The organism is Mitsuaria sp. BK041, assembly GCF_014193085.1.
Classification (GTDB): Bacteria; Pseudomonadota; Gammaproteobacteria; order Burkholderiales; family Burkholderiaceae_C; genus Roseateles.
Genome location: NZ_JACHYT010000001.1, coordinates 2,326,575 through 2,347,128 on the forward strand (window position 1 = coordinate 2,326,575; position 20,554 = coordinate 2,347,128).

A 20,554-nucleotide genomic window follows, 5' to 3' on the forward strand; every position below is an offset into this window, starting at 1 on the left:
CGAAGTCATGCCCATGTCGTTCCGGGTCGCGCTCACCGCGACCTTCGTCCTGCTCTCAGCCGGCGCGGCCTGCGCCCAGCAAGCCGGCACGGCCAACCTGGACCGCGTCGAAGTGGCCGGCAGGAAGACGGAGCTCTCGCCGTGGTTCCGTGCCGAGAGCCCGCATTTCGTCGTGTACTCGGACACCCGCGAGGAGGATGTCGCGCCCCTGCTGGACAACCTGGAGAAGCTGGACCGGCTGCTGCGGGCCTACCTCCTGCCGGCCGGCCCCGCCGAGTCGCAGGCCGAGCCGCCGGCATCGAAACTGACGCTGTACTACCACGCCAGCCTGTCGGGCCTGCGGGCGGTCCCGGGCAGCGTGCCGGTCGATGCCGTCGGCCTGTACACCCGCTGCGCCGAGGGGGTGCAGGGCTTCGGCGTTCACCTGGAACGCATGGCCGCGCTGGACGACGAGCAACTCGAGAAGGCGCCGCTGAACGATTCGCTGACGCATGTCTTCGAGGCCTATGCGCGGCACTTCCTCTATCGCCATACCGACATCCGCAGCCCCGCGTGGTTCATCGATGGCTTCGCCCAGTACTTCTCCAGCGTGCGGTTCTCGGCGCAGCAGACGGTCGTCGGGCGGGCGCCCAGGGACGTCGCCGGCTACCTGAGGTTCCTGGGGGCGGGGCGCAAGTACCACCTCGAATGGGAGGATGTGCTGGCGCATCGGCTGGCTGATGCGCACGGCCATGGCGGCGAAGCCGGCGCGCGTCTCGAGTTCCAGGCGAAGTCCTGGCTGCTGACGCACTACGCACTGTCCTCGGACGACAACCGCAAGCGCCTCAGCCGCTATCTCCGGCTGGTCGGTGACGGCGCGTCGCCGACCGCGGCGTTCGAACGGGCCTTTGGCCTGACAAGCGCGGCGCTCGGCCCGGCGATGTGGCGCTACGGCCAGCGCGGCATGGAAGTGCTGCGAGGCGCCCCCCAGTCGCTCCCCCCGACGCCGGTCCGCTTCCGGACGCTCACGCGGGGAGCGGGCGAGTTCGTGCTGGTGGACGCCGCCCTGCGGTCCTGCCCGGGCCGGCAGGTCGGCGAGTCCCTGCTGAAGGAAGCCTCCGAGCTGGCGGCCAGGTTCCCGGAGGATCGGCCAGGGCGACTCACCTGGAGCCGGGCGCAGATCGACTGGGGTGATCCGCAGGCGGCGCTCTCCCGGCTGGAGGCCGACCTGCGGGACGACGACACGGGCTTCGAGGCTCGTTACCTGGCGGGCAGGGCGCAGCTCAGTCTTGCGGGGCGCAGCGAAGGCGCGTCCCGGGCGGCTCATCTCCAGGCGGCGCGGCAGCACTTGCAACGCGCGCTGGCGTTGAACCCGCGATCACCCGAAGTCGCGCTCGCAGGGTTCAAGGCGGAGGTCGCCGCGGCGGACCCGCCGGATGACGCCGCGTTTCAAGGCGTCATTGCCGTCTGGCAGACCGCGCGAGACGTGGACGCGCTCACCCGCTTCGCGGCGCTGGCCTATGCGCTGACCGGCAAGGCGGACGAGGCGTACCAGGCCCTGGGCACGCTCGCGCAGAACGGGGAAGTCCCGGCCGCCATGGCGCAATGGGCGCGCGAGTGGCAGGGGCGACTCGAGACCGGCGTGACGCGCGGCGAACTCCTCGCCGAGTTGCGCCGGACCGACGTGCCGGACGCGCCGGTCAAGGAATGGACCCTCAACAAGCGGCGCGTGTTGCAGAAGGTCGAACTCAGCGCGGGTCTGGAGGCCGCGGACGCCTTCATCAAGGATCGGCAGCAGCAGAGCGATGGTGGGCCGCCCCCAGGCAACGCCGCGGGCGGCGCAGGGAGGCGGTAGGGCGCAGACGCCGCCGGCTGCCCGTCGGCCTTGGCGCCGGCCCCGGCGCGCCGGTTGCCCCTTCCTGCCGCCACCTTCCGGAGCCACCCCCATGCAGCCAACGACCGCTGAGTCCGCCCCGTCTTCCGCCGTGAGCCCCAGCGCTTCGACGCTCACCGGCCATTGCCTCTGTGGCGCCGTCACGATCACCGTGGCAGGCCACCACGACCCGCGCGTCGGCGCCTGCCATTGCCGGATGTGCCAGCGATGGACCGGCGGCCTGTTCCTGTGTTTCACCGCCGACGTCTCCGCCGTGACCGTCACGGGCGAGGTCGCGCGCTATCGCTCGTCCTCCTTCGCCGAGCGCGCCTTCTGCCCGCGCTGCGGCTCGCACCTCTGGTTCAACGACGTCGACGACGCCGGCCAGCCCAAGGACTACGAACTCATGCCGGGGCTCTTCGATGCGGCTCGCCCCTGGCCGCTGCGGTCCGAGATCTACGTCGACCGGGCGATGGCCGCCGTGCCTCTCGCGGGGAACCATCGCCGCAAGACCCGCGCGGAGTACGAGGCCGACAACCCGTTCATCGAAGGCGACCTCGAGTAGCGCTGGAGCGACCGGCCAGGCGCTGAGGCCCTTGCCGTGCGATGGCGGAGCCGGAGGCTCGAGGGCAGGGCACCCGGGCAGGGCGACGGGGCTCCGGGTTTTCCCTCAATGATCCTAGGGGGGCACCCCGCCGCTGCATACAAGGCGCCTGGCCGCCGTGCTTCCTAGACTGCGCCTCGCCCGATGCATGTTGCATCGCGGGCGCATCCACTCAGGGAGACACCATGACCCAGTCAGCTTCGTTGCGACGCGCCTTGCGCGCCCTGGTCCTGTGCGGCACCTTCGCGGCCGCCGGCGCCTCGGCCCAGGTCGGTCCGGACCCCACGTCCGCCAGCCTCAATGCCACCGCCGGACCGTTCGCGGTCTCGACCAGCAACGTGGTGCTCGCGCGCGGTTTCGGCGGCGGCACGATCTACTACCCGACCGCGACCGGGCGCTACGGCGTCGTGGCCATCAGCCCGGGCTTCACCGCCACGGAGTCCAGCGTCGCCTGGCTCGGCCGCCGCCTGGCCACGCACGGGCTGGTGGTCATCACCATCAACACCAACACCACGCTCGACCAGCCCGCCAGCCGCGCCACGCAGCTGATGGCGGCGCTCAACCACGTCGTCAACAGCGCGAGCAGCACGGTGCGCAGCCGCGTGGACAGCACCCGCCTGGCGGTGGCGGGACATTCGATGGGCGGGGGCGGCGCGCTGATCGCCGCGCAGAACAACCCGACGCTCAAGGCCGCGCTGCCGCTGACGCCGTGGAACCTGAGCAGCAGCTTCACGCAGGTGCGGGTGCCGACGCTGATCGTGGGCGCGGATGGCGACTCGGTGGCGTCGGTGGCCGTGCATGCGCGGCCGTTCTACGCGAGCCTGCCCGCCACGACCTTCAAGGCCTATGCCGAGCTCAACGGCGCGAGCCACTTCACGCCCAACAGCACCAACACGCCGATCGGCCGCTACGGCACCGCGTGGATGAAGCGCTTCGTCGACGCGGACAGCCGCTACTCGCCCTTCCTCTGCGGCGCGCCGCACGAGGCCTACGCCACGGCGCTGGTGTTCGACCGCTACAGCCAGAACTGCCCGTACTGAGCCCGCAGCCGCAGGAGGACGCCATGTCGCACTCGTCCGATCGACCTCGGGGCCGGCGCATCGCCTGGGCCCTTGCCGCCGGCCTCGGCTCGGCGATCCTCCTGGTCTGGCTGGCCGCCGCGGCGCTCGCTCCGGCGGCCGCGGAGGAACCCGCCGCGGTGTTCCCCTGGGCGCGTACCCCGGCCGCGGCGTCGTCCGAATCGGGGACGCCGCCCGGCATGGCGCCTGTCGTCGCAGGGCAGGGGACATCGGCGTCGCCGGCTTCCTCGCAGGCGTCGGCGGGGTCAGACCTTGCCAGCACGTCCTCCGGTGTGTTCCGGGTCGATGCGCAGGGCCGGCTGGTCGTCGACCAGGCGATGCGGCTGCGGGTCGAGGCGTTGCTGGCGCTCCATGAAGGCGACGCGCTGGCCGCGCGCCTGGACGCGGAACTGGCGGGGCTGACGCCGACCGCCGCCGCGCGGGCGCGCGAACTGGTCGCGCAGTTCGAGGCCTACCAGGACGCGCAGGCCGCCGCGTTCCCGCCGGGCAGGGCGCCCTTGGTGCCCGAGGAGGGGCTCGCGCAACTGCAGGCGATGCAGGCGCTGCGGGCCAGCCACTTCGGCGCCGACGCGGCGCGGCAGATGTTCGCGCAGGACGATGCCGTCGCGCGCCGGATCCTGGAGCTGATGCGGGAGGACACCTCCACCGCGCGCAGCATGGAGGAGAAGGCGATGCGGGCCCAGGTGCGCTATGACCAGGAGCGCGGTGCGGTTCCGCCTTGACGCCGCGACGCGCGCCCGGGAGCATGCCGCCATGACCTCTGGCGACACCGTCGAGCCTCGCCTCGGCCTGCTGGGTGACAGCTTCATCTACGCCAGCGCGGCCTTGCGGTCGCGCGTCTGCCGGCACTCCGCGACGCTGGCCTGCGCGCTGACGCCGCAGCCGCTGAGCATCAGCGCCGACGGCCAGCAGTGGCGAGGTCACCTGATGGCGATCCGCCCGTTTTCCTGGCGTGCCATCGACTCGGGCGGGCAACCCGTCGTGCTGATCGACCTGGAGCCCACCCATCCGCGCTACAACACCTTCAGCCACTGGCCCGACCGCGCGCCGGTGCGCGTGCTCGACGCCCACGGCTTCGCCGGCCTGCGCGATTGCGCGTGCGCCTTCGCGCATCGGACCTTGAGCGGCCGGCGCCTGCAGGCGTCGGTGCAGTTGCTGGTCGGCAGCGTCGCCGACAGCGTGGCACCGCACCGACCGCTGGAGGTCCGCGTGCGGCAGATGATGGCCGCGCTGCGCCTGGACCCGTCCCTGGACCTGACGGCGCTGGGCGCGGCGGTCGGCCTGTCCGCGGCACAGGCCTCGCGCGGCTTCGTGCGCTCGCTCGGCATCACGGCGCGGCAGTACGCGCTGGCCGCCAAGATCCAGCGCGCGGCCATGTTCTTCGGCAGCGGCCGCGCGCTGACCAGCATCGCGCAGGCGTCCGGGTTCACCGATTCCGCCCACCTGGCCAAGGTGTGGATGCGCTGTTACGGTGACTGCCCGTCGCGCTACTTCGCCCAGCACGACGGCACGCTCGACGGCCGCGTCGACCACGCCTGGCGGCAGCGCGTCAGCCTGTCGGAGACCTTCAACTGAGCCCTTCGTGACACGCCCGACGCTCTGGCATCGACTTCGACATGCGGCTGTTCATGCGCCTGGCCTGGGCGTGCTGCTGCTGGCCGTGCGCAACTACGTGCTCCACCAGAGCGCCAACCAGGCGGGCAGCATGGCGTTCTCGATGGTGCTGTCGATGTTTCCGCTGCTGGTGCTGCTGTCCGCGGGCGCGGCGTACATCGGCGCTCCCGGCGATGCCGCGGCGCTGGCGCGGCGTGTGGCCGAGTACGCGCCGCCGCTGGTGCGTGGCGCCTTGCAGCCGGTCGTCGACCAGGTGCTGGCCCAGCGCAGCCAGACGCTGGTGACCATCGGCCTGTTCGTCACGCTGTGGACCGCGTCCTCCGGCATGCAGGCGGTCCGCACCGCGCTCAACCGGTCCTACGGCATCGAGCGCGGCCTGTCATTCTGGCGGGCGCGCCTGAAGGTGACCGTGTTCACCGTGGTCGTCGGTGGCGGCATTCTTCTCACCTTCAGTTCCATCATCGTCATGCCCTACGTGTGGGAGGCGCTGGAGCGCAGCACCGGCGTGGGCAAGGAGACGCTCTGGCTGCGCAACAGCGTGCGCTACGGCCTGGCGTTCCCGTTGCTCACCGTGCTGTACGCGCTGCTGTACGGCTGGCTGCCCGACATCCGCCAGCGCCTGCGCACGGTGCTGCCCGGCGCCGTCGTCGGCGCGGCGCTGTGGGTGGCGCTGGTGGCGGTGCTGTCGTACTCGCTGCGAAGCGCCGGCAAGCTGGCGCTGCTGTACGGCAGCTTCGCCGGCGTGGTGGCCACGCTGGTGTTCCTCTACCTCAGCGCGGCGACGCTGATCTATGGGGCTGAGGTGAATGCGGTGATCCGGGGGAGGTTGGTCGGGGCGGGGAATGACCTGGAGGAGGCTGAGCGGTGAATCGGCGATCGGGGAAGCTGCATGACGGTAGCAGCCGAGGCCTTCCTTTGCGCGCCAACACGCTTGGCCCTGCGTCGGGGTATCGAGGGCCAGCAGCCCGGTCACTTCGAGGCCCGGATGGTCGGCGAAGTGGTCGTCAGGTACAGCGACCGGCCGGTATCCGCCGGCTTGGCCGCGCCGCGGTCCCGGCAGGCCAGCGCGTCGCCGTGTTTCTTCACCAGCTTGCTCAGCGTGGCCCGCTGCATGTTGCAGATGCGCGCGGCCTCGCTGATGTTGCCGTTGCCGACGGCCATCGCCTCCATCACGAACTGACGCTCGACGTTGACCACCGCCGCGCGCTTGGCTTCGCGCAAGGAGGCGCAGCCGCGTTCGCCACTGCGCTGCGCCGCCGCTTCCCGCAGCCCCGGTGAGCTGGTGAGCAGCGTGTCGACGTCGATGCAGCCCGCCGTCGTGCTCAGGCAGGCTCGCACCAGCGTGTGCTCGAGCTCGCGCACGTTGCCCGGCCAGTTCAGCGATCGCAGCAGCGCCAGCGCCTCGTCGCTGATCGCCTTGGGCGGCCCGGTGGTGGTCTGCGCCACGCCGCGCAGCAGGTGCGGCACCAGCAGGTCGAGGTCCTCCGGCCGCTCGCGCAGCGGCGGCAGGTCCACCCGCAGCACGTCCAGCCGGAAGAACAGGTCCGAGCGGAAGCCGCCTTGCTGCGACAGCGAGAACAGGTCGACGTTGCAGGCCGCGACGATGCGCACGTCGGCCTTGTGCGTCTGGTCGTCGCCGACCGCGCGGAACGACGCGTCCTGCAGGAAGCGCAGCAGCACCACCTGGCCGCGCGGCGACAGCGCCTCGATCTCGTCGAGGAACAGCGTGCCGCCTTCGGCCTCGCGCACCAGGCCCCGGCGCGTGCGCGCCGCATCGGTGAAGGCGCCGCGCGCGTGGCCGAACAGCTCGCTCTCGATCAGCGTGTCCGGCAGCGCGCCGCAGTTGACGGGAATGAAGGCGCCATCGCGCCGCGGACCCAGGTAGTGGATGGCGCGCGCCACCAGGTCCTTGCCGGTGCCGGTCTCGCCGACCACCAGCACCGGCGCCGCGCAATCGGCATAGCGTGCCACCAGGTCCAGCGCCTTGCGCAAGCCCGCGGACGTGCCCACGAGCATCGCGTCCAGCGTCCCCGGGTGAGCCTTGGTTGGGGTGCTCATCGTGTCGCCTCCCTGGCCTGACATCGGTCGGCAGGCAGTGTACGGAAGGCCGTTTGCCGAGCACCTCCCTAATGTTGACGACCGTTACAACCCAGGCGCGATCGGGCCATCCGTGCCATCGCGACACGGCCGTGTCGCGATCGACACAGGGCCTCGCGCGGCCCGCCACGACGGCATCGCGGCCTTGCCCGCGGTCGCGCGGGTCCGTGTCGGCGGTGACTCGGACGATGTGACGCAGATCACGATTGCCTCAATCAAATCAAGGACTTGAGGCGGGCCGGCCACCTGGCACGGTTTACGCATGGTCAGCCGGCATGACCACCCCTCCGTCCAGCGCCGACGTGGCCGCGATGATCCTGCGCTACGTCATCGCGCATCCCGGCGCCTGCGATTCCATCGATGGCATCTGCGATTGGTGGCTGGTGCGGCAGCAGCGCGACGACCTGCGCAGCGCCGCCGAGGCGGCGCTGGTGCTGCTGGTGGCAGATGGCCGCATCGAGGTCATCACCCAGGTCGACGGCAGCACCGTCTATCGCGCCTTGCCGCCCGCGCGGCATTGACGGATGCGCACCGCCATGCCCGCCATCGCCTCGAACCGCCCGCCGGACTTCCAGATGGAAGGCCTGTGGGCCGCGCTCGGCCGGCTGGACCGCATGCTCGAGCGCGCCGCCAACGCGGCCGATGCCGCGGCGGTCCCGGCGGCTGCGGGCGCGCAGCCCGAGCCGTATCGCGGCCTCTACGTCACGACGCAGGACGTGCAGCGGCTGGTCCGCCAGGGGCCCGGCGAACCGTGGCTGGCCGGCCACGGCCCGGGTGCCGGCGCCGTGGAGCCCGCCGCGCCGCCGCCGATGCCCGAGAGCTCGCGTTTCCCATGGCTGCAGCAGGCCTTCGGGCTCGACACCATCGACCTGGACATCGTGCTGGTCGCGCTCGCGCCCGAGGTCGACCTGCGCTACGAGCGGCTCTATGCCTACCTGCAGGACGACGTGACGCGGCGCAGGCCCACCGTCGACCTCGTGCTCAACCTGCTGTGCGCGTCGCGCGACGCCAAGATCCTCGCGCGCGCCCGCTTCGGTCCCGAGGCGCCGCTGGTGCGGCACCGGCTGGTGCAACTGGCCGGCGATGCCGGCGCGATCGGCACGCCGCTGCTGTCGCAGGCGATCAAGCTCGAGGAACCGGTGGTGCGGCTGCTGCTGGGCCAGCCCTGGCTGGACGCGCGGTTGCGCGGCGTGGCGCGGTTCACCGCGGCGCCCGAGGCCGGCGAGGGCGGAGCGGCCGACACGCTGGCGCTGAGCCTGTCCAAGGCGCTGGCCGACGGCAGCGGCCCGCAGTTCTACCTGGAGGGCGAATCCAGTGCCGGCCAGGAGGCCGCGGCGGCGAAGCTCGCGGCGCGGCTGGGGCGGTCGCTGATCGTCGTCGACCTCGTGCGCGCCGCCGATCCGGCCGACCAGTTCGCGACCACGCTCGAGCTGCTGCTGCGCGAGGCGCACCTGCTGTCGGCGGTCGTCCACCTGCAGGGGCATGACGCGCTGACGAACGCGGAGCGCGGCACGCTGGCGCAGGCCCTCGCGGCGCGGACGCCGGCGGCGGGGCTGGTGATCGTGATGTCGGGCGCCCGGCCCTGCGATCCGCGCTTTCGCGGCATGGCGTCGGTGCCGGTGGCCGCGGCCGGCTTCCGCGACCGCCGTGCCGCCTGGACCGCCGGCCTGCGCGGCCAGCGCATCGAGCTCGATCCCCGCGCCCTCGATGACCTCGCCGCGCGGTATCCCCTCGACGAGGCGCAGATCGCCGCCGCCACGGCGCATGCGGCGCGCCAGTCCGCCTTGGAGCAGACCACGCCCGACCCGGCCGCGCTGGCCCGGGCCGCGCGCCAGCAGCTCTCGCGCGACCCCGGCACGCTGGCCCGCAAGCTCGCCCCGCTGCATGTCTGGAACGACCTCGTGTTGCCGCCGGACGCGATCGCCCAGCTGAAGGAGATCTGCCGCCAGGCGCGCTTTCGCCATGTCGTGTTCGGCGACTGGGGCTTCGATCGCAAGCTCTCCGTCGGCAAGGGCCTGAGCGCGCTGTTCAGCGGCCCGCCCGGCACCGGCAAGACGATGGCGGTGGAGGTCATCGCCAACGACCTCGGGCTGGACCTGTTCAAGATCGACCTGTCGCAGGTCGTCAGCAAGTACATCGGCGAAACCGAGAAGAGCATCGACCGCCTGTTCCTCGAGGCGCGCGCGGGCAACGCGATCCTGTTCTTCGACGAGTGCGACGCGCTCTTCGGCAAGCGCACCACGGTGCAGGACGCGCACGACCGCTACGCCAACATCGAAGTCGCCTACCTGCTGCAGAAGCTCGATGAACACGAGGGCCTGAGCATCCTGGCGACCAACCTGCGGCAGAACCTGGACGTGGCCTTCACCCGCCGGCTCGGCTTCATCGTCGACTTCCCGTTCCCCGACGAGGACAGCCGGCGCCGGCTGTGGGAATCGATCTGGCCGCCCAAGGTGCCGCGCAGCCAGGACCTGGACCTGGGTTTCCTGGCCGCCAACTTCAAGGTGCCCGGCGGCGCGGTGAAGAACATCGCGGTGGCCGCGGCCTTCCTGGCGGCGGAGCAGGGCGGCGAGCTCAAGACCGAGCACCTGCTGTGGGCCGCGCGGCGCGAGATCGAGAAGTCCGGCCGGCGCGTCGCCGGCAGCGAGTTCGGCCCCTACGCGGCGCGCGTGGAGGCGTTGGCCCGGGCGGGAGATCGTCATGCTGCATGAGGTCACCGACAGCCTGGAGGCCTTCTTCAAGCAGCCGGGGCTGGCGCCGCCGCTGCGCGACGCGGCGATCCGCTTCGACCGGCCGACCGATCCGTACGCGCTCGACCAGACCACGGTCAACCTGTTCCTGTTCGAGGTGCGCGAGCACCTGGAGCTGCGCAGCAACGAGCCGGTGACGCGCCGGGTCGGCGGCCAGTCGCTCGTGGTGCCGCCAGCGTGGCGCGCCAACTGCCTCTACCTGGTCACCGCCTGGCCGGTCGGCGGCACCGACCTGCCCAAGCAGGAGCACCAGCTGCTGGGCCAGGTGCTGCAGCTGATCGCCGGTTCGCCGGTGATCCCGCCGGCCTTCCTGACGCCGGCGCTGCAGGCGCAGGAGCCGCCGCTGCCGATGCTGATGGTGCAGCCCGACGGCGTGCGCAACCCGGCCGAGTTCTGGGCCGCGATCGGCAACCGGATCAAGGCCTCGCTGCTGCTGTCGGTGACGGTGTCGCTGGAGGTCTTCGAGACCGAGACCTATCCCAGCGTCATCACCAGCGAGATCCGCCTGGAATCGCTGCCCGACGGCGCGGCGCTGGAAGCGCCGTTCTTCCGCATCGGCGGCGTGGTGCGCGACAACGCGTCGGTGCCGGTAGCCAGTGCCGGCGTCCAGCTGCTGGGGCGCGGCCGCAGCACGCTGACCGACGCCGAAGGCAAGTTCTCGCTGTCGGCCGTCGCGGCGGGCAGCTACACCCTGCGCGTGACGGCGGGCGCCGTCACGCGGGACCGTGCCATCGTCGTCCCGGCCCCCGCGGTCGCGGGCTACGACGTGCAGTTGATCTGACCGAGAGAGGGCATCGATGGCTAACTATTTCGCACCCGGCGTCTACGTCGAAGAAGTCCCGCCCGTCGCCCGGCCGATCGCCGGCGTGGGCACCAGCACGGCCGCCTTCATCGGCGTGGCCGACCGGCTCGATCCGGCCGATGTCGGCAAACCGAGGAAGTTCACCAACTGGGGTGAGTTCGCCACCTTCATCGTCGGCGCCGGCGCCACGCCGACGACGCCCATCCACACCACCGCCAACCGCATGCTGGCGCTGGCGGTGTTCGGCTTCTTCGCCAACGGCGGCACCACCTGCTACGTGGTGCCGGTCGCGGCCGGCGGGCTGGCCAACCTGCAGGCGCCGCTGGAGACGCTCAAGGCCTTCGACGACATCGCCATCGTCGCCGCGCCCGGCGCGCAGGGCACCGCCGCCAAGGTCCAGCTGATGGACCACTGCTTCGAGATGCAGGACCGGGTGGCCGTGCTCGACGGCGAGCACGCGCCCGCCTCCGACAGCACGCCCGCCGACATCTACGGCGGCCCCATGCCCGGCGGCGGCCCGTCCACGCCGGACAAGTTCAGCTACGGCGCGATCTACTTCCCGTGGGTCAAGGTCTTCAATCCGCTGTTCACCGGTACCGGGCCGGAGACCGAGCTGATCGACCAGCCGCCCAGCGGCCACGTGGCCGGCATCTGGGCCCGCGTGGACGCCACGCGCGGCGTGCACAAGGCACCGGCCAACGAGGGCGTGATCGGCATCGTCGACCTGGAGCGGCCGATGGGCAAGGACAAGCAGGTCAGCCTGAACCCCCCCGGCATCAACGTGATCCGGCCCTTCGGCGGCTCGCCGATGGTCTACGGCGCGCGCACGCTCGGCGGCGACCGCAACGGGGAGTACCGCTACCTCAACGTGCGGCGCTTCATGAACTTCCTGAAGGAATCGATCGACGAGGGCACGCAGTTCGTCGTCTTCGAGCCCAACTCGCCGGCGCTGTGGCAGCGGATCATCCGCTCGGTCAGCGACTTCCTCTACAACCAGTGGCGCGACGGCGCGCTGTTCGGCGCGACAGCGAAGGAAGCCTTCTTCGTCAAGTGCGACCTCGAGACCAATCCGGCCAGCGAGCGCGAGGCCGGGCGCGTCATCACCGAGATCGGCGTGGCGGTCGTCAAGCCCGCGGAGTTCGTCATCTTCCGCATCCAGCAGAACACCGGCGCCTGAGGAGAGCAGACATGGCCAGAAAAGATCCCTATCGCAACTTCCGCTTCCTGGTGGAGATCGACGGCATCGTGCAGGCCGGCTTCGCGGAGTGCAGCGGCTTCGGCTCCAACATCGAGGTGGTCGAGTACCGCGAGGGCGGCGAGGTCGCCACCGTGCGCAAGCTGCCCGGCAAGGTGTCCTATCCCGACATCACGCTCAAGTGGGGCGTGACCGACTCGCGCGAGCTCTACGACTGGCACCTGGCCGCGGTCAACGGGACCATCGACCGGCGCAACGGCTCGATCATCCTGCAGGACGACGCGGGGCAGGAGAAGGTGCGCTGGAACTTCTTCAGCGCCTGGCCCAGCAAGTACGACGGGCCGGACTTCAACGCCAAGGGCAACGACGTGTCGCTGGACGCGCTGACGGTGAGCTGCGAACGCGTCGAGCGCGCCTGAACCGGGGAGCACCATGTTCCAGACCGAGTTCGAGTTCACGCTGCCACTGGGGTATGTCGACGCCGACGGCGACCTGCATCGCGAGGGCGTGATGCGCCTGGCCACCGCGGCCGACGAAATCCTGCCGCTGCGCGACCCGCGGGTGCAGGGCAACGAGGCCTACCTGACCATCATCCTGCTGTCGCGCGTGCTGTCGCGGCTCGGCTCGGTGGGGCAGGTCACGCCCAAGGTGGTCGAGGGCCTCTACGCGGCCGACCTGGCCTACCTGCAGGAGTTCTACAACCGCATCAACCGCAGCGGCCGCGCCACGATCGAGGCCGCCTGCCCGAAGTGCGCGCACGAGTTCGCGATGGAGATGAACAGCCCGGGGGGATCGTAGGCTACCCCCTGTCCGCGCTGTACAGGGAGGTAGCCTTCGTCGCCTACCACTTCCACTGGTCGCACGAGGACGTGCTCCTGCTCGAGCACAAGGAGCGCCAGCGCTGGGTGGAGGAGATCTCCGCGATCAACGACAGAGCCAACAGCGAAGCCGTTCAGTGACACCACAGGAGTCGACGTGAACCGATGGCAAGCATGGGCAGGGCGTCTGCGCGCGCGGCATGGCCGCGTCGACGCGTGGCGCGCCGCCGGAGAGATGGCGCTGCGACGCGGCGCCGGCGCGGCCGGCACCGTCGTGCAAGCGCACGCGGGACCGGTCGTCCACCAGCACCTGCGGCTGGCGGTCACGGCGCGTTTCCCGCTGAGCCTGCGCGCCCGGCCGTCGGCGCCGATGGTGCTGCGCCAGCCGATGCCCGTGGGTGCCCTGCAGGTGCCCGCCGAGATCCCTCGCATGACCATCGCGAGCGCCGGACCCGATGGCCGCCCGGGGCGGCCCGGAGCCGCGGGACCGGACGGCGCGCCCGGACATCCGGGCGAGATGGCGAGCGTGCCGATGACGCACCGCATGGCCGCGCCGCTCTTCGTGCCGGCCAGGGAGGCGACCGCGCGGCCGATGCTGGCGGCGTCGCCGTCCGCGCCGGTGCTGCGTGCCGGGGTCCAGCCGATCGCGCCGGTCGCGGCCGCGCATGCGGCGCAGATCGCGACGCGCCTGCGCCGCGGCGCCACGCGCGAGGAACTGCCGCCGGCCCCGTCCGCGGCGGTGCTGACCGCGCCGGGACGCGCGGCGGCGCGCGCCGCCGAGGCCGAGGCGAAGGCCGCCGTGCAGGCCGCCGCCCGCCAGCAGCCGAGCGCGCCGCGTCAGGCACCCGCCGCACCCGCGGTGGACGTCGACGCGCTGACCGGCCTGGTGATCCAGCAGATCGACCGCCGCCTGGTCGCCTGGCGCGAACGGATGGGGAGGGTCTGAGCGATGGCACTGGCCAAGGCCCGCATCACCGTCGAGCACACCGGGGCGCAGTTCGACGTCATGTTCAACCCCGAGGAGTACAGCCTCAACAAGGACAACAACTTCGCCTCGCAGGCGATCCCGGGGCTGGGCTCGCCGATCCTGCAGTTCGTGCACGGCAACCTGCGCACGCTGGAGATGGAGCTGTTCTTCGACACCACCGACACCCGCGTCGACGTGCGCGGCCAGACGCAGAAGGTGGTGGACCTGCTCAAGATCGACTCCGAGCTGCATGCGCCGCCGGTGCTGCGCGTGGCCTGGGGCTCGCTGCAGCTGCGCTGCGTGCTGACGCGGGCGAACCAGAAGTTCATCAAGTTCCTCGAGGACGGCCGGCCGACGCGGGCCCGCATCACCGTCAGCTTCAGCGAGTTCATCGATCCGGAGCGCGAGGCCAAGGAGGTCAACCGCCAGACGGCCGACTTCAGCAAGGGCTGGACGGTGCAGCGCGGCGACACGCTCCAGTCGATCGCGTGGCGCTTCTACGAGGACCCGGCGCTGTGGCGTCCGATCGCGATCGTCAACGGCATCGACGATCCGCGCAGCCTCGTGCCCGGGCAGGCGCTGCGCGTGCCGGCGCTGCCCTTCACCGATCCGGCCACCGGGGAGGTGAGCTCATGAGCCGCCTCGCCCCGGAATGCACGATCCGCATCAACGGCGACACGATCCCCGCGGCGCTGCGCGCCTCGATCGTCAGCCTGAGTCACACCGACGGCATGGAGGGCGCGGACCGCGTCGAGCTGAGCATCGCCAACACCTCGCTGCAGTGGCTGGACCATCCGCTGCTGCAGGTCAACAACGAGTTCCGGCTGTCGCTCGGGTATGCGCCGGGGCCGCTGGAGGAAGTCTTCGTCGGCGAGATCACCGGCGTGGAACCCTCGTTCCCGTCCAGCGGCATCCCGATGATCCGGCTCACCGCGCAGGACTACCTGCAGCGGCTCACCGTCGGCACCAAGGACCGCGCCTTCGCGATCAAGATCCCCACGGTGGGCAACTTCCCGCTGCCGGACTCGGCGGTGGCGGCGCTGGTGGCCGGCACCAACGCGCTGATCCCGGCGCTGGACCCGGTCGGCGGCACGCTGTCGACGCTGGTGGGCCTGGCCACCTACCTGAGCTTCCCGCAGTTCGCGCAGATGGGCGTGCGGCGCCAGAGCGGCGTCAACGACTTCCAGTTCCTGAGCGAGGTGGCCAAGGAGAACGGCTGGCAGATGTACATCGACCACACGGCCGAGCCGCATGGCCGGGTGCTCAAGTTCCAGTTCCTGATCCAGGACTACGCGCCCAGCCTGACGCTGAAGTGGGGCGCCTCGCTGACCGACTTCACGCCGCGCATCACCACCGTGGGCGAGATCGAGGGCGTGGCCGCCAAGGTCTGGGTCGACAGCATCAAGATGGACTTCACCATCGCGCTGAACTGGGACTACGACCGCGCGATGTTCAAGCTCTCGATCACGCCGGGCGGCCAGCTCGGCGAGCTGCTCGCGCCGGGCAAGGTCACCACGATCAAACCCACCAGCTACGCCACCGCGCCGTCCAAGATCCTCACCGAGCTGCTGCCCAAGCTCAACAACCGGCTGACCGGTTCCGGCAGCACCGTCGGCGACCCCCGCATCAAGGCCAGCCGCGTCGTCAACCTCGAGGGGCTGGGCGACCAGTTCGGCGGGCTGTACCGCATCACCTCGGCCACGCACACGCTGGACGGCAGCGGCTATCGCACCAGTTTCCAGGCGCGCAAGGAAGTGTGGTTCGGCGCGGTGCCGCTGCCCAAGGGGCGCGGCGGGCTGGTGCGGCTGCAAGGGCAGTTCACCGTGTGAGCGGCGACAGGAGCAGGAACACCCACCATGGATGAACAACTCTTCGAGCGGCTGGACCACCTCGGCGTCGAATCGCTGAAGGAGGGCTTCGCGATCTCGCCCGGCGTCGTGACCAGCAACTTCGACGCGATGTCGGAAGGGCGGGTGCAGGTGCGCATCCCGTCGATCCCCGGCATGGAGCCCTGGTGCCGGCTGCCGTCGATGGGCGGCGGCTCGGGCCGCGGCTTCATCTGGGTGCCGCAGGTGGACGACGAGGTGCTGGTGGCGTTCGCGCAGAACGACGCGGCGGCCGCCTACGTGCTGGGCGGGCTGTGGAGCACCCGGGACCGCCCGCCGCTGACGCTGCAGAGCGACTTCCTGGTCAAGCGCCTGATCAAGACCGGCCTGGCCGGCGGCGTCGGCCACGAGGTGGAGTTCGACGACGCGCTGCAGTCCATCACCATCACCACGAGCACCCGCCAGAAGGTCACGATCGATCCGCTGCAGATCAAGCTGGAGAACACCGCCGGCACGCTGTCGATCGCGATGGACAACAAGACGCAGACGATCACCGTGCAGTCGGCGCTGAAGATCGAGCTCAAGGCGCTGCAGATCGCGCTCGAGGGCACGCAGGTCGACATCAAGGGCAGCGTCGTCAACATCCAGTCCGCCGGTCCCTGCAGCGTGCAGGGCCTGCCGATCAAGCTCAACTGACGGAGGGACGACACCATGCCTCCCGCAGCCCGCGTGGGCGACCCCACCGGTCATCCTGGCGTCATCACCGGCCCCGGCGTGGCGATGGTGCTCATCGGCGGCATGCCCGCCGCGGTCGTCGGCGACCTGCACGCCTGCTCGATGCCGCCGACCGCCGGCCCGCATCCGCCCACGCCGATCGCCAAGGGCAGCGCCACGGTGCTGATCGCAGGCCGGCCGGCCGCGCGCGTCGGGGACATGAGCGGCTGCGGCGCGCCCATCGTGATGGGCTGCCCGCTGGTCGAGATCGGGGGCTGAGGCCATGGCCGCCGCTCAGACGCCGTCCACCTTCCTCGGCCAGGGCTGGGCGTTCCCGGTCGGCATCGAGGCTGGCCAGACCGCCACCGCCGCCTATGACGAGGACGTGCGCCAGGCCATCCTGATCATCGTCGGCACCAACCCCGGCGAGCGTGTGATGCGGCCCGACTTCGGCACCGGCCTGAACGCGTTCGTCTTCGAGCCGCTGAACCCCGCCACGCTGGAGGCGATCCGCCAGCGCGTGATGGAGGCGCTGGTCGACTGGGAGCCGCGCATCGACGTGACGGCGGTGACCGCCGTCGCCGATGTCGCCGACACCGGCAAGGTGCGCATCGAGATGAGCTACCGCGTGCGGGCGACCAACTCGCATGCGAACCTCGTCTACCCGTTCTACCTCGAGGAAGGATCGGCGCAGTGAACACCCCGCCCCGCGTCGAACTCGACGGCCGCGATGCGCCGGCGCTGCTGGCGCAGCTGCTCGCGCGCCGCGCCGGCTACACGCCGGAATGGCTGGCGGCGGACCGCGGCGCCGGCACCGGCCTGGCCGCGATCGCGGCCCGCTACCTGGGGGCGCTGACGCAACGCCTCGGCCAGGTGCCGGACAAGCTCAAGCTGGGTTTCCTGGACGTCGCCGGGCTCAGTCTGGTGCCCGCGCAGGAGGCGCGCGCGCCGGTCGTGTTCCGGCTCTCCGACCAGGCGACGGGCGGCTCGGCGCCGGCCCGCACGCCGGTCGGGGCGCCGCCGCCGGCCGGCAGCAGCGAGCAGGTGCTGTTCGAGACCGAACGCGCCGTCGGCGTCACCGCCGGTCGCCTGGTGGAGCTGGTGAGCCTGTGGCCCGGCCGCGACCAGTACGTCGACCACGGCGCGGCCTACCTCGCCGGCCAGCCGGTCGAGCCCTTCGCCGCGCGGCTGCTGCGGCCGACGCCGCATGAGCTCTACCTGTCCCATCCGGTGCTGCTGGCGCTGTCGGGCCGGGTCAAGCTGTCGGTCGAGTTCGAGCTGCAGCACGACGCGACCACGCCGCTGGACATCGTCTGGGAGTACTGGGACGGCGTGACCTGGCGCGGGTTCATCGACACCAGCACCGAATGCCGCGGCTCGGCGACGAGCGACGTCGCCGGTGACGAGGAGGACGGGGAGGACGACGAGGACCTCGACGACCAGGGCGTCGACACCGTCGTCACCGATGTGGACAGCACCAACGGTCTGACGCAGAGCGGCAGTTTCCAACTGGTGACCGACTGCGCTTCCGCCGGCAAGACGACGGTGAACGGCATCGAGGGCTACTGGCTGCGCGCGCGGCTCGACGAGTCGCTGCCGCCCGATCCGGGCCAGTCGCTGCCCGAGGTCGACACGATCCGCCTGTCCAGCACCGTCAACGGCGCGCTGCGCGGGCGCATCGCGGTCGGCCAGCCGGTGGCGCCACAGACCCAGATGGGGCAGGGCACGCCGGGCATCCTCGCGATCGCGGCGGAGTCACCGGTACCGTCCGCGCCCAACAGCCTCGGCGGCATCGTCCGCAATGACGCGGGCCAGCCGGTCGAGGGCGCGGTGGTGCGGCTGACCGACCCGGCGGACCCGACGCGCGCGGCCTACACCTCGCAGCCGACCGGCAAGACCGGCGCCTACCTGATCGCCAACGTCAACTTCACGCGCGACTACCTGTTCAGCGTCGCCTTCGCCGGCATCGTCTTCACCGCGCCGCAGGCCTCGCGGCACGCGCATCCCGCGCCGTCGGCCACTCGGAGCGTCGTGGACCTGACGCTGTCGGTCACCGGCCTGGCGCCGGACAAGGCCTTCGCCGACGGCGCCGCGCTCGACGTCAGCAAACCCTTCTATCCGCTGGGCCAGCAGCCGCAGCCGGGCTCGGCCTTCTACTTCACCAGCGAGGAGGCCTTCGGCAAGCCGCTGGCGAAGGTGCGGCTGTTCGTCGGCCGCAGCCTGTCGCCGCAGGACCAGGGCGCCATCGCGGGTTCCGCCGCGCTGGCGCACCAGCTCGACTGGGAGTACTGGAACGGCCGGCTGTGGGCGCCGCTGCCGGTGAGCTCGAGCCTGGCCGGCTCGCAGCGCGACCTCGACCGCACCGAGGTCATCGACTTCACCGTGCCGATCGACATGGCGCCGGTCAGCGTCAATCAGCAGGAGGCGCGCTGGGTGCGCGTGCGCCTGCAGAGCGGCTCCTACGGCTTCAGCCGCACCGTCGGCTTCAACGCCGACGCGGCGGGCGGCGCGGTCAACACCTTCACCTACGTCGTCGCGCAGCCGCCGGTGCTGGGCGCGTTCTCGATCGGCTACACCTGGCAGTACGGGCCCTTCCACGCGGAACGCGTGCTGGCCCGCAACGATTTCCGCTTTGTCGACCGCACCGCCGAGGCGATGTGGCCCGGCACGACCTTCGCGCCGTTCGAGCGGGTCGGCGACCTGACCCCGGCGCTCTACCTGGGCTTCGACAAGGCGCCGCCGGTCGACCAGCTCGGCCTGTTCGTCGACGTCGTCGAGGCGCCGGACACGCCGGCCGGTCCGGCGCTGGTCTGGGAGTACTGGAACGGCGACGCCTGGACGCGCACGCCGGCCGACGACGAGACCGGCGCGCTGCGCCGACCGGGCATCGTCAACGTGCTGGCACAGGCGGACGACGCCGAGCTGGCGCGCTTCGGCACGCCGCGCCACTGGCTGCGCGCCCGGCTGAAGGAGGACGGCCCGCCGGGCGAGCCCGTCTTCGCCGGCCTGCATGTCAACGCGGTGTGGGCGAGCGAGCGCCACACGCTTCACGACCTGCCCCTGGGCACCAGCAACGGCACGCCGGACCAGGTGTTCCTGCTGACGCAGACGCCGGTGCTGGCCGGCGAGCGCCTCGAGGTGCGCGAGCTCGGCGGCGCGCGCGCCAATGTCGAGTGGCGGATCCTGGCGATGGAACTGTGGCAGGGCGACAGCGCCGTGCTGGGCCGGCTGGAGCGGCTGCTGGCGGTCGAGTCGACCGAGCCCAGCGTGTCGCTCGGCCCGCTGCGGCTGACCCGCAACCGGCACAAGCAGGTCACCGAGGCCTGGGTGCTGTGGGAGCGGCGCGAGCAGCTGTTCTTCTCGTCGCCGACGGACCGCCATTACGCGCTGGACGGCGCCAGCGGGCGAGTGCGTTTCGGCGACGGCGTGTCGGGCCGCGTGCCGCCGGCCGGGGCGGCGATCCTGGTGCGCCGGATGAGCGTCGGCGGTGGCTCCCGCGGCAACGTGCCGGCCCGCGCGATCGCGCAGTTGCTGGGCGTCGTGCCCGGCATCGAGGCGGTCTTCAACCCGCGCGCGGCCGAGGGCGGCGCGGACGGCGAAGCGCCGTCGGCGGTGCTGGACCGCGGACCGCGCACGGTGCGCCACCGCGGCCGTGCGCTGACGCCTTCGGACTACGAGACGCTGGCGGTCGAGGCCTCGCCGGCGGTGAAGATGGTGCGCGCCATCGCCGGCCGCAGCCCCGGCGGACGGACGCTGCCGGGCTGGGTGACGGTGCTGATCGTGCCGGGCAGCCTGGACGCGCGGCCGCAGCCGTCGTTCGGCCTGCGCGAACAGGTGCGCCGCCACATCGAGGCGCGCGCGCCCGCCGATCTCGCCGCGCTGCACCGCATCCATGTGACCGGCCCGACCTACCTGCCGGTCGGCGTGTCGGCCCGCATCGTGCCGCTCGATCCGAGCCAGGCCGGTGCGGTCGAGCGCGCGGTGCGCGAAACGCTCGAGCGCTTCCTCCATCCGGTGGTTGGCGGCCCGGGGGGCACCGGCTGGGCGCTGGGGCGCGACGTGTACGTGTCGGACGTCGCGGCGGAGCTCGAACGCACGCCGGGCGTCGACTACATCGAGGCGCTCGACCTCGTCCTGGACGGCGTGCCGCAGGGCGAGTCGGTACGCGTGCCCGACGACGCGGTGGTGGCGGCCGGGACCCTGGTCCTGCGTCTGGACGAATCGGAAGCGTGACGC

At 71.7% G+C, this 20,554-nt stretch carries 21 protein-coding genes; 20 read left to right on the forward strand and 1 reads right to left on the reverse strand.

Annotation, left to right across the window (positions count from 1 at the left end; genetic code table 11):
- The first annotated feature begins 7 nt into the window (after positions 1-7).
- The 6 genes from FHT38_RS09965 (at position 8) to FHT38_RS09990 (ending at position 6,017) form a co-directional block, all read left to right on the forward strand.
- On the forward strand, positions 8-1,834 hold the full coding sequence (locus tag FHT38_RS09965) for a hypothetical protein (RefSeq protein WP_183491626.1): 1,827 nt from the start codon (positions 8-10) through the stop codon (positions 1,832-1,834).
- A gap of 91 nt (positions 1,835-1,925) precedes the next feature.
- Positions 1,926-2,417, forward strand: a complete 492-nt coding sequence (locus FHT38_RS09970) for a GFA family protein (protein ID WP_183491628.1) — start codon at positions 1,926-1,928, stop codon at positions 2,415-2,417.
- A gap of 224 nt (positions 2,418-2,641) precedes the next feature.
- Positions 2,642-3,496 carry an alpha/beta hydrolase gene (locus FHT38_RS09975; RefSeq protein WP_183479537.1) on the forward strand — a complete coding sequence of 285 codons (855 nt, stop codon included), beginning with the start codon at positions 2,642-2,644 and terminating at the stop codon, positions 3,494-3,496.
- 23 nt (positions 3,497-3,519) lie between these two features.
- Positions 3,520-4,257 carry a lipase secretion chaperone gene (locus tag FHT38_RS09980; protein ID WP_183491630.1) on the forward strand — a complete coding sequence of 246 codons (738 nt, stop codon included), beginning with the start codon at positions 3,520-3,522 and terminating at the stop codon, positions 4,255-4,257.
- Between the two features lie 31 nt (positions 4,258-4,288).
- A complete protein-coding gene (locus tag FHT38_RS09985; protein ID WP_183491632.1) occupies positions 4,289-5,110 on the forward strand; it encodes an AraC family transcriptional regulator in 822 nt (273 codons plus the stop codon).
- 7 nt (positions 5,111-5,117) lie between these two features.
- Positions 5,118-6,017 carry a YihY/virulence factor BrkB family protein gene (locus FHT38_RS09990; protein ID WP_183491634.1) on the forward strand — a complete coding sequence of 300 codons (900 nt, stop codon included), beginning with the start codon at positions 5,118-5,120 and terminating at the stop codon, positions 6,015-6,017.
- A 101-nt stretch (positions 6,018-6,118) separates the two neighbouring features.
- Here the strand turns inward: FHT38_RS09990 and FHT38_RS09995 are convergent, their stop codons facing one another.
- Positions 6,119-7,207, reverse strand: a complete 1,089-nt coding sequence (locus tag FHT38_RS09995; RefSeq protein WP_255488649.1) for a sigma-54-dependent Fis family transcriptional regulator — start codon at positions 7,205-7,207, stop codon at positions 6,119-6,121.
- Between the two features lie 314 nt (positions 7,208-7,521).
- Between FHT38_RS09995 and FHT38_RS10000 the strand changes: the two genes are divergently transcribed.
- Genes FHT38_RS10000 through FHT38_RS25620 form a run of 14 tightly spaced genes read left to right on the forward strand, consistent with a single transcriptional unit; the run spans position 7,522 to position 20,551 of the window.
- Positions 7,522-7,767, forward strand: a complete 246-nt coding sequence (locus tag FHT38_RS10000; protein WP_091724603.1) for a hypothetical protein — start codon at positions 7,522-7,524, stop codon at positions 7,765-7,767.
- Positions 7,768-7,782: 15 nt separating this feature from the next.
- Complete coding sequence (locus FHT38_RS10005; RefSeq protein WP_183491636.1) at positions 7,783-9,957, forward strand: ATP-binding protein; 2,175 nt, start codon at positions 7,783-7,785, stop codon at positions 9,955-9,957.
- On the forward strand, positions 9,947-10,777 hold the full coding sequence (locus FHT38_RS10010; protein WP_183491638.1) for a Pvc16 family protein: 831 nt from the start codon (positions 9,947-9,949) through the stop codon (positions 10,775-10,777). Before FHT38_RS10005 ends, FHT38_RS10010 begins: the two co-directional genes overlap by 11 nt.
- Positions 10,778-10,793: 16 nt before the next feature.
- Positions 10,794-11,975 (forward strand): phage tail sheath C-terminal domain-containing protein, encoded by a 1,182-nt coding sequence (locus tag FHT38_RS10015; protein ID WP_091724606.1) that lies wholly within the window; start codon positions 10,794-10,796, stop codon positions 11,973-11,975.
- An 11-nt stretch (positions 11,976-11,986) separates the two neighbouring features.
- Entirely contained in the window at positions 11,987-12,412 is a 426-nt protein-coding gene (locus FHT38_RS10020) for a phage tail protein (RefSeq protein WP_091724607.1), read from the forward strand.
- Between the two features lie 13 nt (positions 12,413-12,425).
- Positions 12,426-12,791: a hypothetical protein gene (locus FHT38_RS10025; RefSeq protein WP_091724608.1), complete on the forward strand. Its 366-nt coding sequence runs from the start codon at positions 12,426-12,428 to the stop codon at positions 12,789-12,791.
- Entirely contained in the window at positions 12,743-12,952 is a 210-nt protein-coding gene (locus FHT38_RS25615) for a DUF6760 family protein (protein WP_091724609.1), read from the forward strand. Before FHT38_RS10025 ends, FHT38_RS25615 begins: the two co-directional genes overlap by 49 nt.
- A 16-nt stretch (positions 12,953-12,968) precedes the next feature.
- Positions 12,969-13,757 (forward strand): hypothetical protein, encoded by a 789-nt coding sequence (locus FHT38_RS10030; protein ID WP_183491640.1) that lies wholly within the window; start codon positions 12,969-12,971, stop codon positions 13,755-13,757.
- A 3-nt stretch (positions 13,758-13,760) separates the two neighbouring features.
- Entirely contained in the window at positions 13,761-14,414 is a 654-nt protein-coding gene (locus FHT38_RS10035) for a LysM peptidoglycan-binding domain-containing protein (RefSeq protein ID WP_183491642.1), read from the forward strand.
- Positions 14,411-15,607 carry a phage late control D family protein gene (locus FHT38_RS10040; RefSeq protein WP_091724612.1) on the forward strand — a complete coding sequence of 399 codons (1,197 nt, stop codon included), beginning with the start codon at positions 14,411-14,413 and terminating at the stop codon, positions 15,605-15,607. Before FHT38_RS10035 ends, FHT38_RS10040 begins: the two co-directional genes overlap by 4 nt.
- Before the next feature lie 27 nt (positions 15,608-15,634).
- A complete protein-coding gene (locus tag FHT38_RS10045; protein WP_091724613.1) occupies positions 15,635-16,300 on the forward strand; it encodes a phage baseplate assembly protein V in 666 nt (221 codons plus the stop codon).
- A gap of 15 nt (positions 16,301-16,315) precedes the next feature.
- Entirely contained in the window at positions 16,316-16,597 is a 282-nt protein-coding gene (locus FHT38_RS10050; protein ID WP_091724614.1) for a PAAR domain-containing protein, read from the forward strand.
- Positions 16,598-16,601: 4 nt separating this feature from the next.
- Positions 16,602-17,015 (forward strand): GPW/gp25 family protein, encoded by a 414-nt coding sequence (locus FHT38_RS10055; protein WP_183491643.1) that lies wholly within the window; start codon positions 16,602-16,604, stop codon positions 17,013-17,015.
- Positions 17,012-20,551, forward strand: a complete 3,540-nt coding sequence (locus FHT38_RS25620) for a putative baseplate assembly protein (protein WP_221213753.1) — start codon at positions 17,012-17,014, stop codon at positions 20,549-20,551. The genes FHT38_RS10055 and FHT38_RS25620 overlap by 4 nt, the downstream gene beginning before the upstream one ends.
- Positions 20,552-20,554 lie beyond the last annotated feature (3 nt).

Excerpts from the sequence above, each read along its gene's own strand:
- FHT38_RS09965 (WP_183491626.1), top strand. The coding sequence starts at position 8 with ATGCCCATGTCGTTCCGGGTCGCGCTCACCGCGACCTTCGTCCTGCTC.
- FHT38_RS09970 (WP_183491628.1), top strand. The coding sequence starts at position 1,926 with ATGCAGCCAACGACCGCTGAGTCCGCCCCGTCTTCCGCCGTGAGCCCC.
- FHT38_RS09975 (WP_183479537.1), top strand. The coding sequence starts at position 2,642 with ATGACCCAGTCAGCTTCGTTGCGACGCGCCTTGCGCGCCCTGGTCCTG.
- FHT38_RS09980 (WP_183491630.1), top strand. The coding sequence starts at position 3,520 with ATGTCGCACTCGTCCGATCGACCTCGGGGCCGGCGCATCGCCTGGGCC.
- FHT38_RS09985 (WP_183491632.1), top strand. The coding sequence starts at position 4,289 with ATGACCTCTGGCGACACCGTCGAGCCTCGCCTCGGCCTGCTGGGTGAC.
- FHT38_RS09995 (WP_255488649.1), bottom strand. The coding sequence starts at position 7,207 with ATGAGCACCCCAACCAAGGCTCACCCGGGGACGCTGGACGCGATGCTC.
- FHT38_RS10000 (WP_091724603.1), top strand. The coding sequence starts at position 7,522 with ATGACCACCCCTCCGTCCAGCGCCGACGTGGCCGCGATGATCCTGCGC.
- FHT38_RS10005 (WP_183491636.1), top strand. The coding sequence starts at position 7,783 with ATGCCCGCCATCGCCTCGAACCGCCCGCCGGACTTCCAGATGGAAGGC.
- FHT38_RS10010 (WP_183491638.1), top strand. The coding sequence starts at position 9,947 with ATGCTGCATGAGGTCACCGACAGCCTGGAGGCCTTCTTCAAGCAGCCG.
- FHT38_RS10015 (WP_091724606.1), top strand. The coding sequence starts at position 10,794 with ATGGCTAACTATTTCGCACCCGGCGTCTACGTCGAAGAAGTCCCGCCC.
- FHT38_RS10020 (WP_091724607.1), top strand. The coding sequence starts at position 11,987 with ATGGCCAGAAAAGATCCCTATCGCAACTTCCGCTTCCTGGTGGAGATC.
- FHT38_RS10025 (WP_091724608.1), top strand. The coding sequence starts at position 12,426 with ATGTTCCAGACCGAGTTCGAGTTCACGCTGCCACTGGGGTATGTCGAC.
- FHT38_RS10035 (WP_183491642.1), top strand. The coding sequence starts at position 13,761 with ATGGCACTGGCCAAGGCCCGCATCACCGTCGAGCACACCGGGGCGCAG.
- FHT38_RS10040 (WP_091724612.1), top strand. The coding sequence starts at position 14,411 with ATGAGCCGCCTCGCCCCGGAATGCACGATCCGCATCAACGGCGACACG.
- FHT38_RS10045 (WP_091724613.1), top strand. The coding sequence starts at position 15,635 with ATGGATGAACAACTCTTCGAGCGGCTGGACCACCTCGGCGTCGAATCG.
- FHT38_RS10050 (WP_091724614.1), top strand. The coding sequence starts at position 16,316 with ATGCCTCCCGCAGCCCGCGTGGGCGACCCCACCGGTCATCCTGGCGTC.
- FHT38_RS10055 (WP_183491643.1), top strand. The coding sequence starts at position 16,602 with ATGGCCGCCGCTCAGACGCCGTCCACCTTCCTCGGCCAGGGCTGGGCG.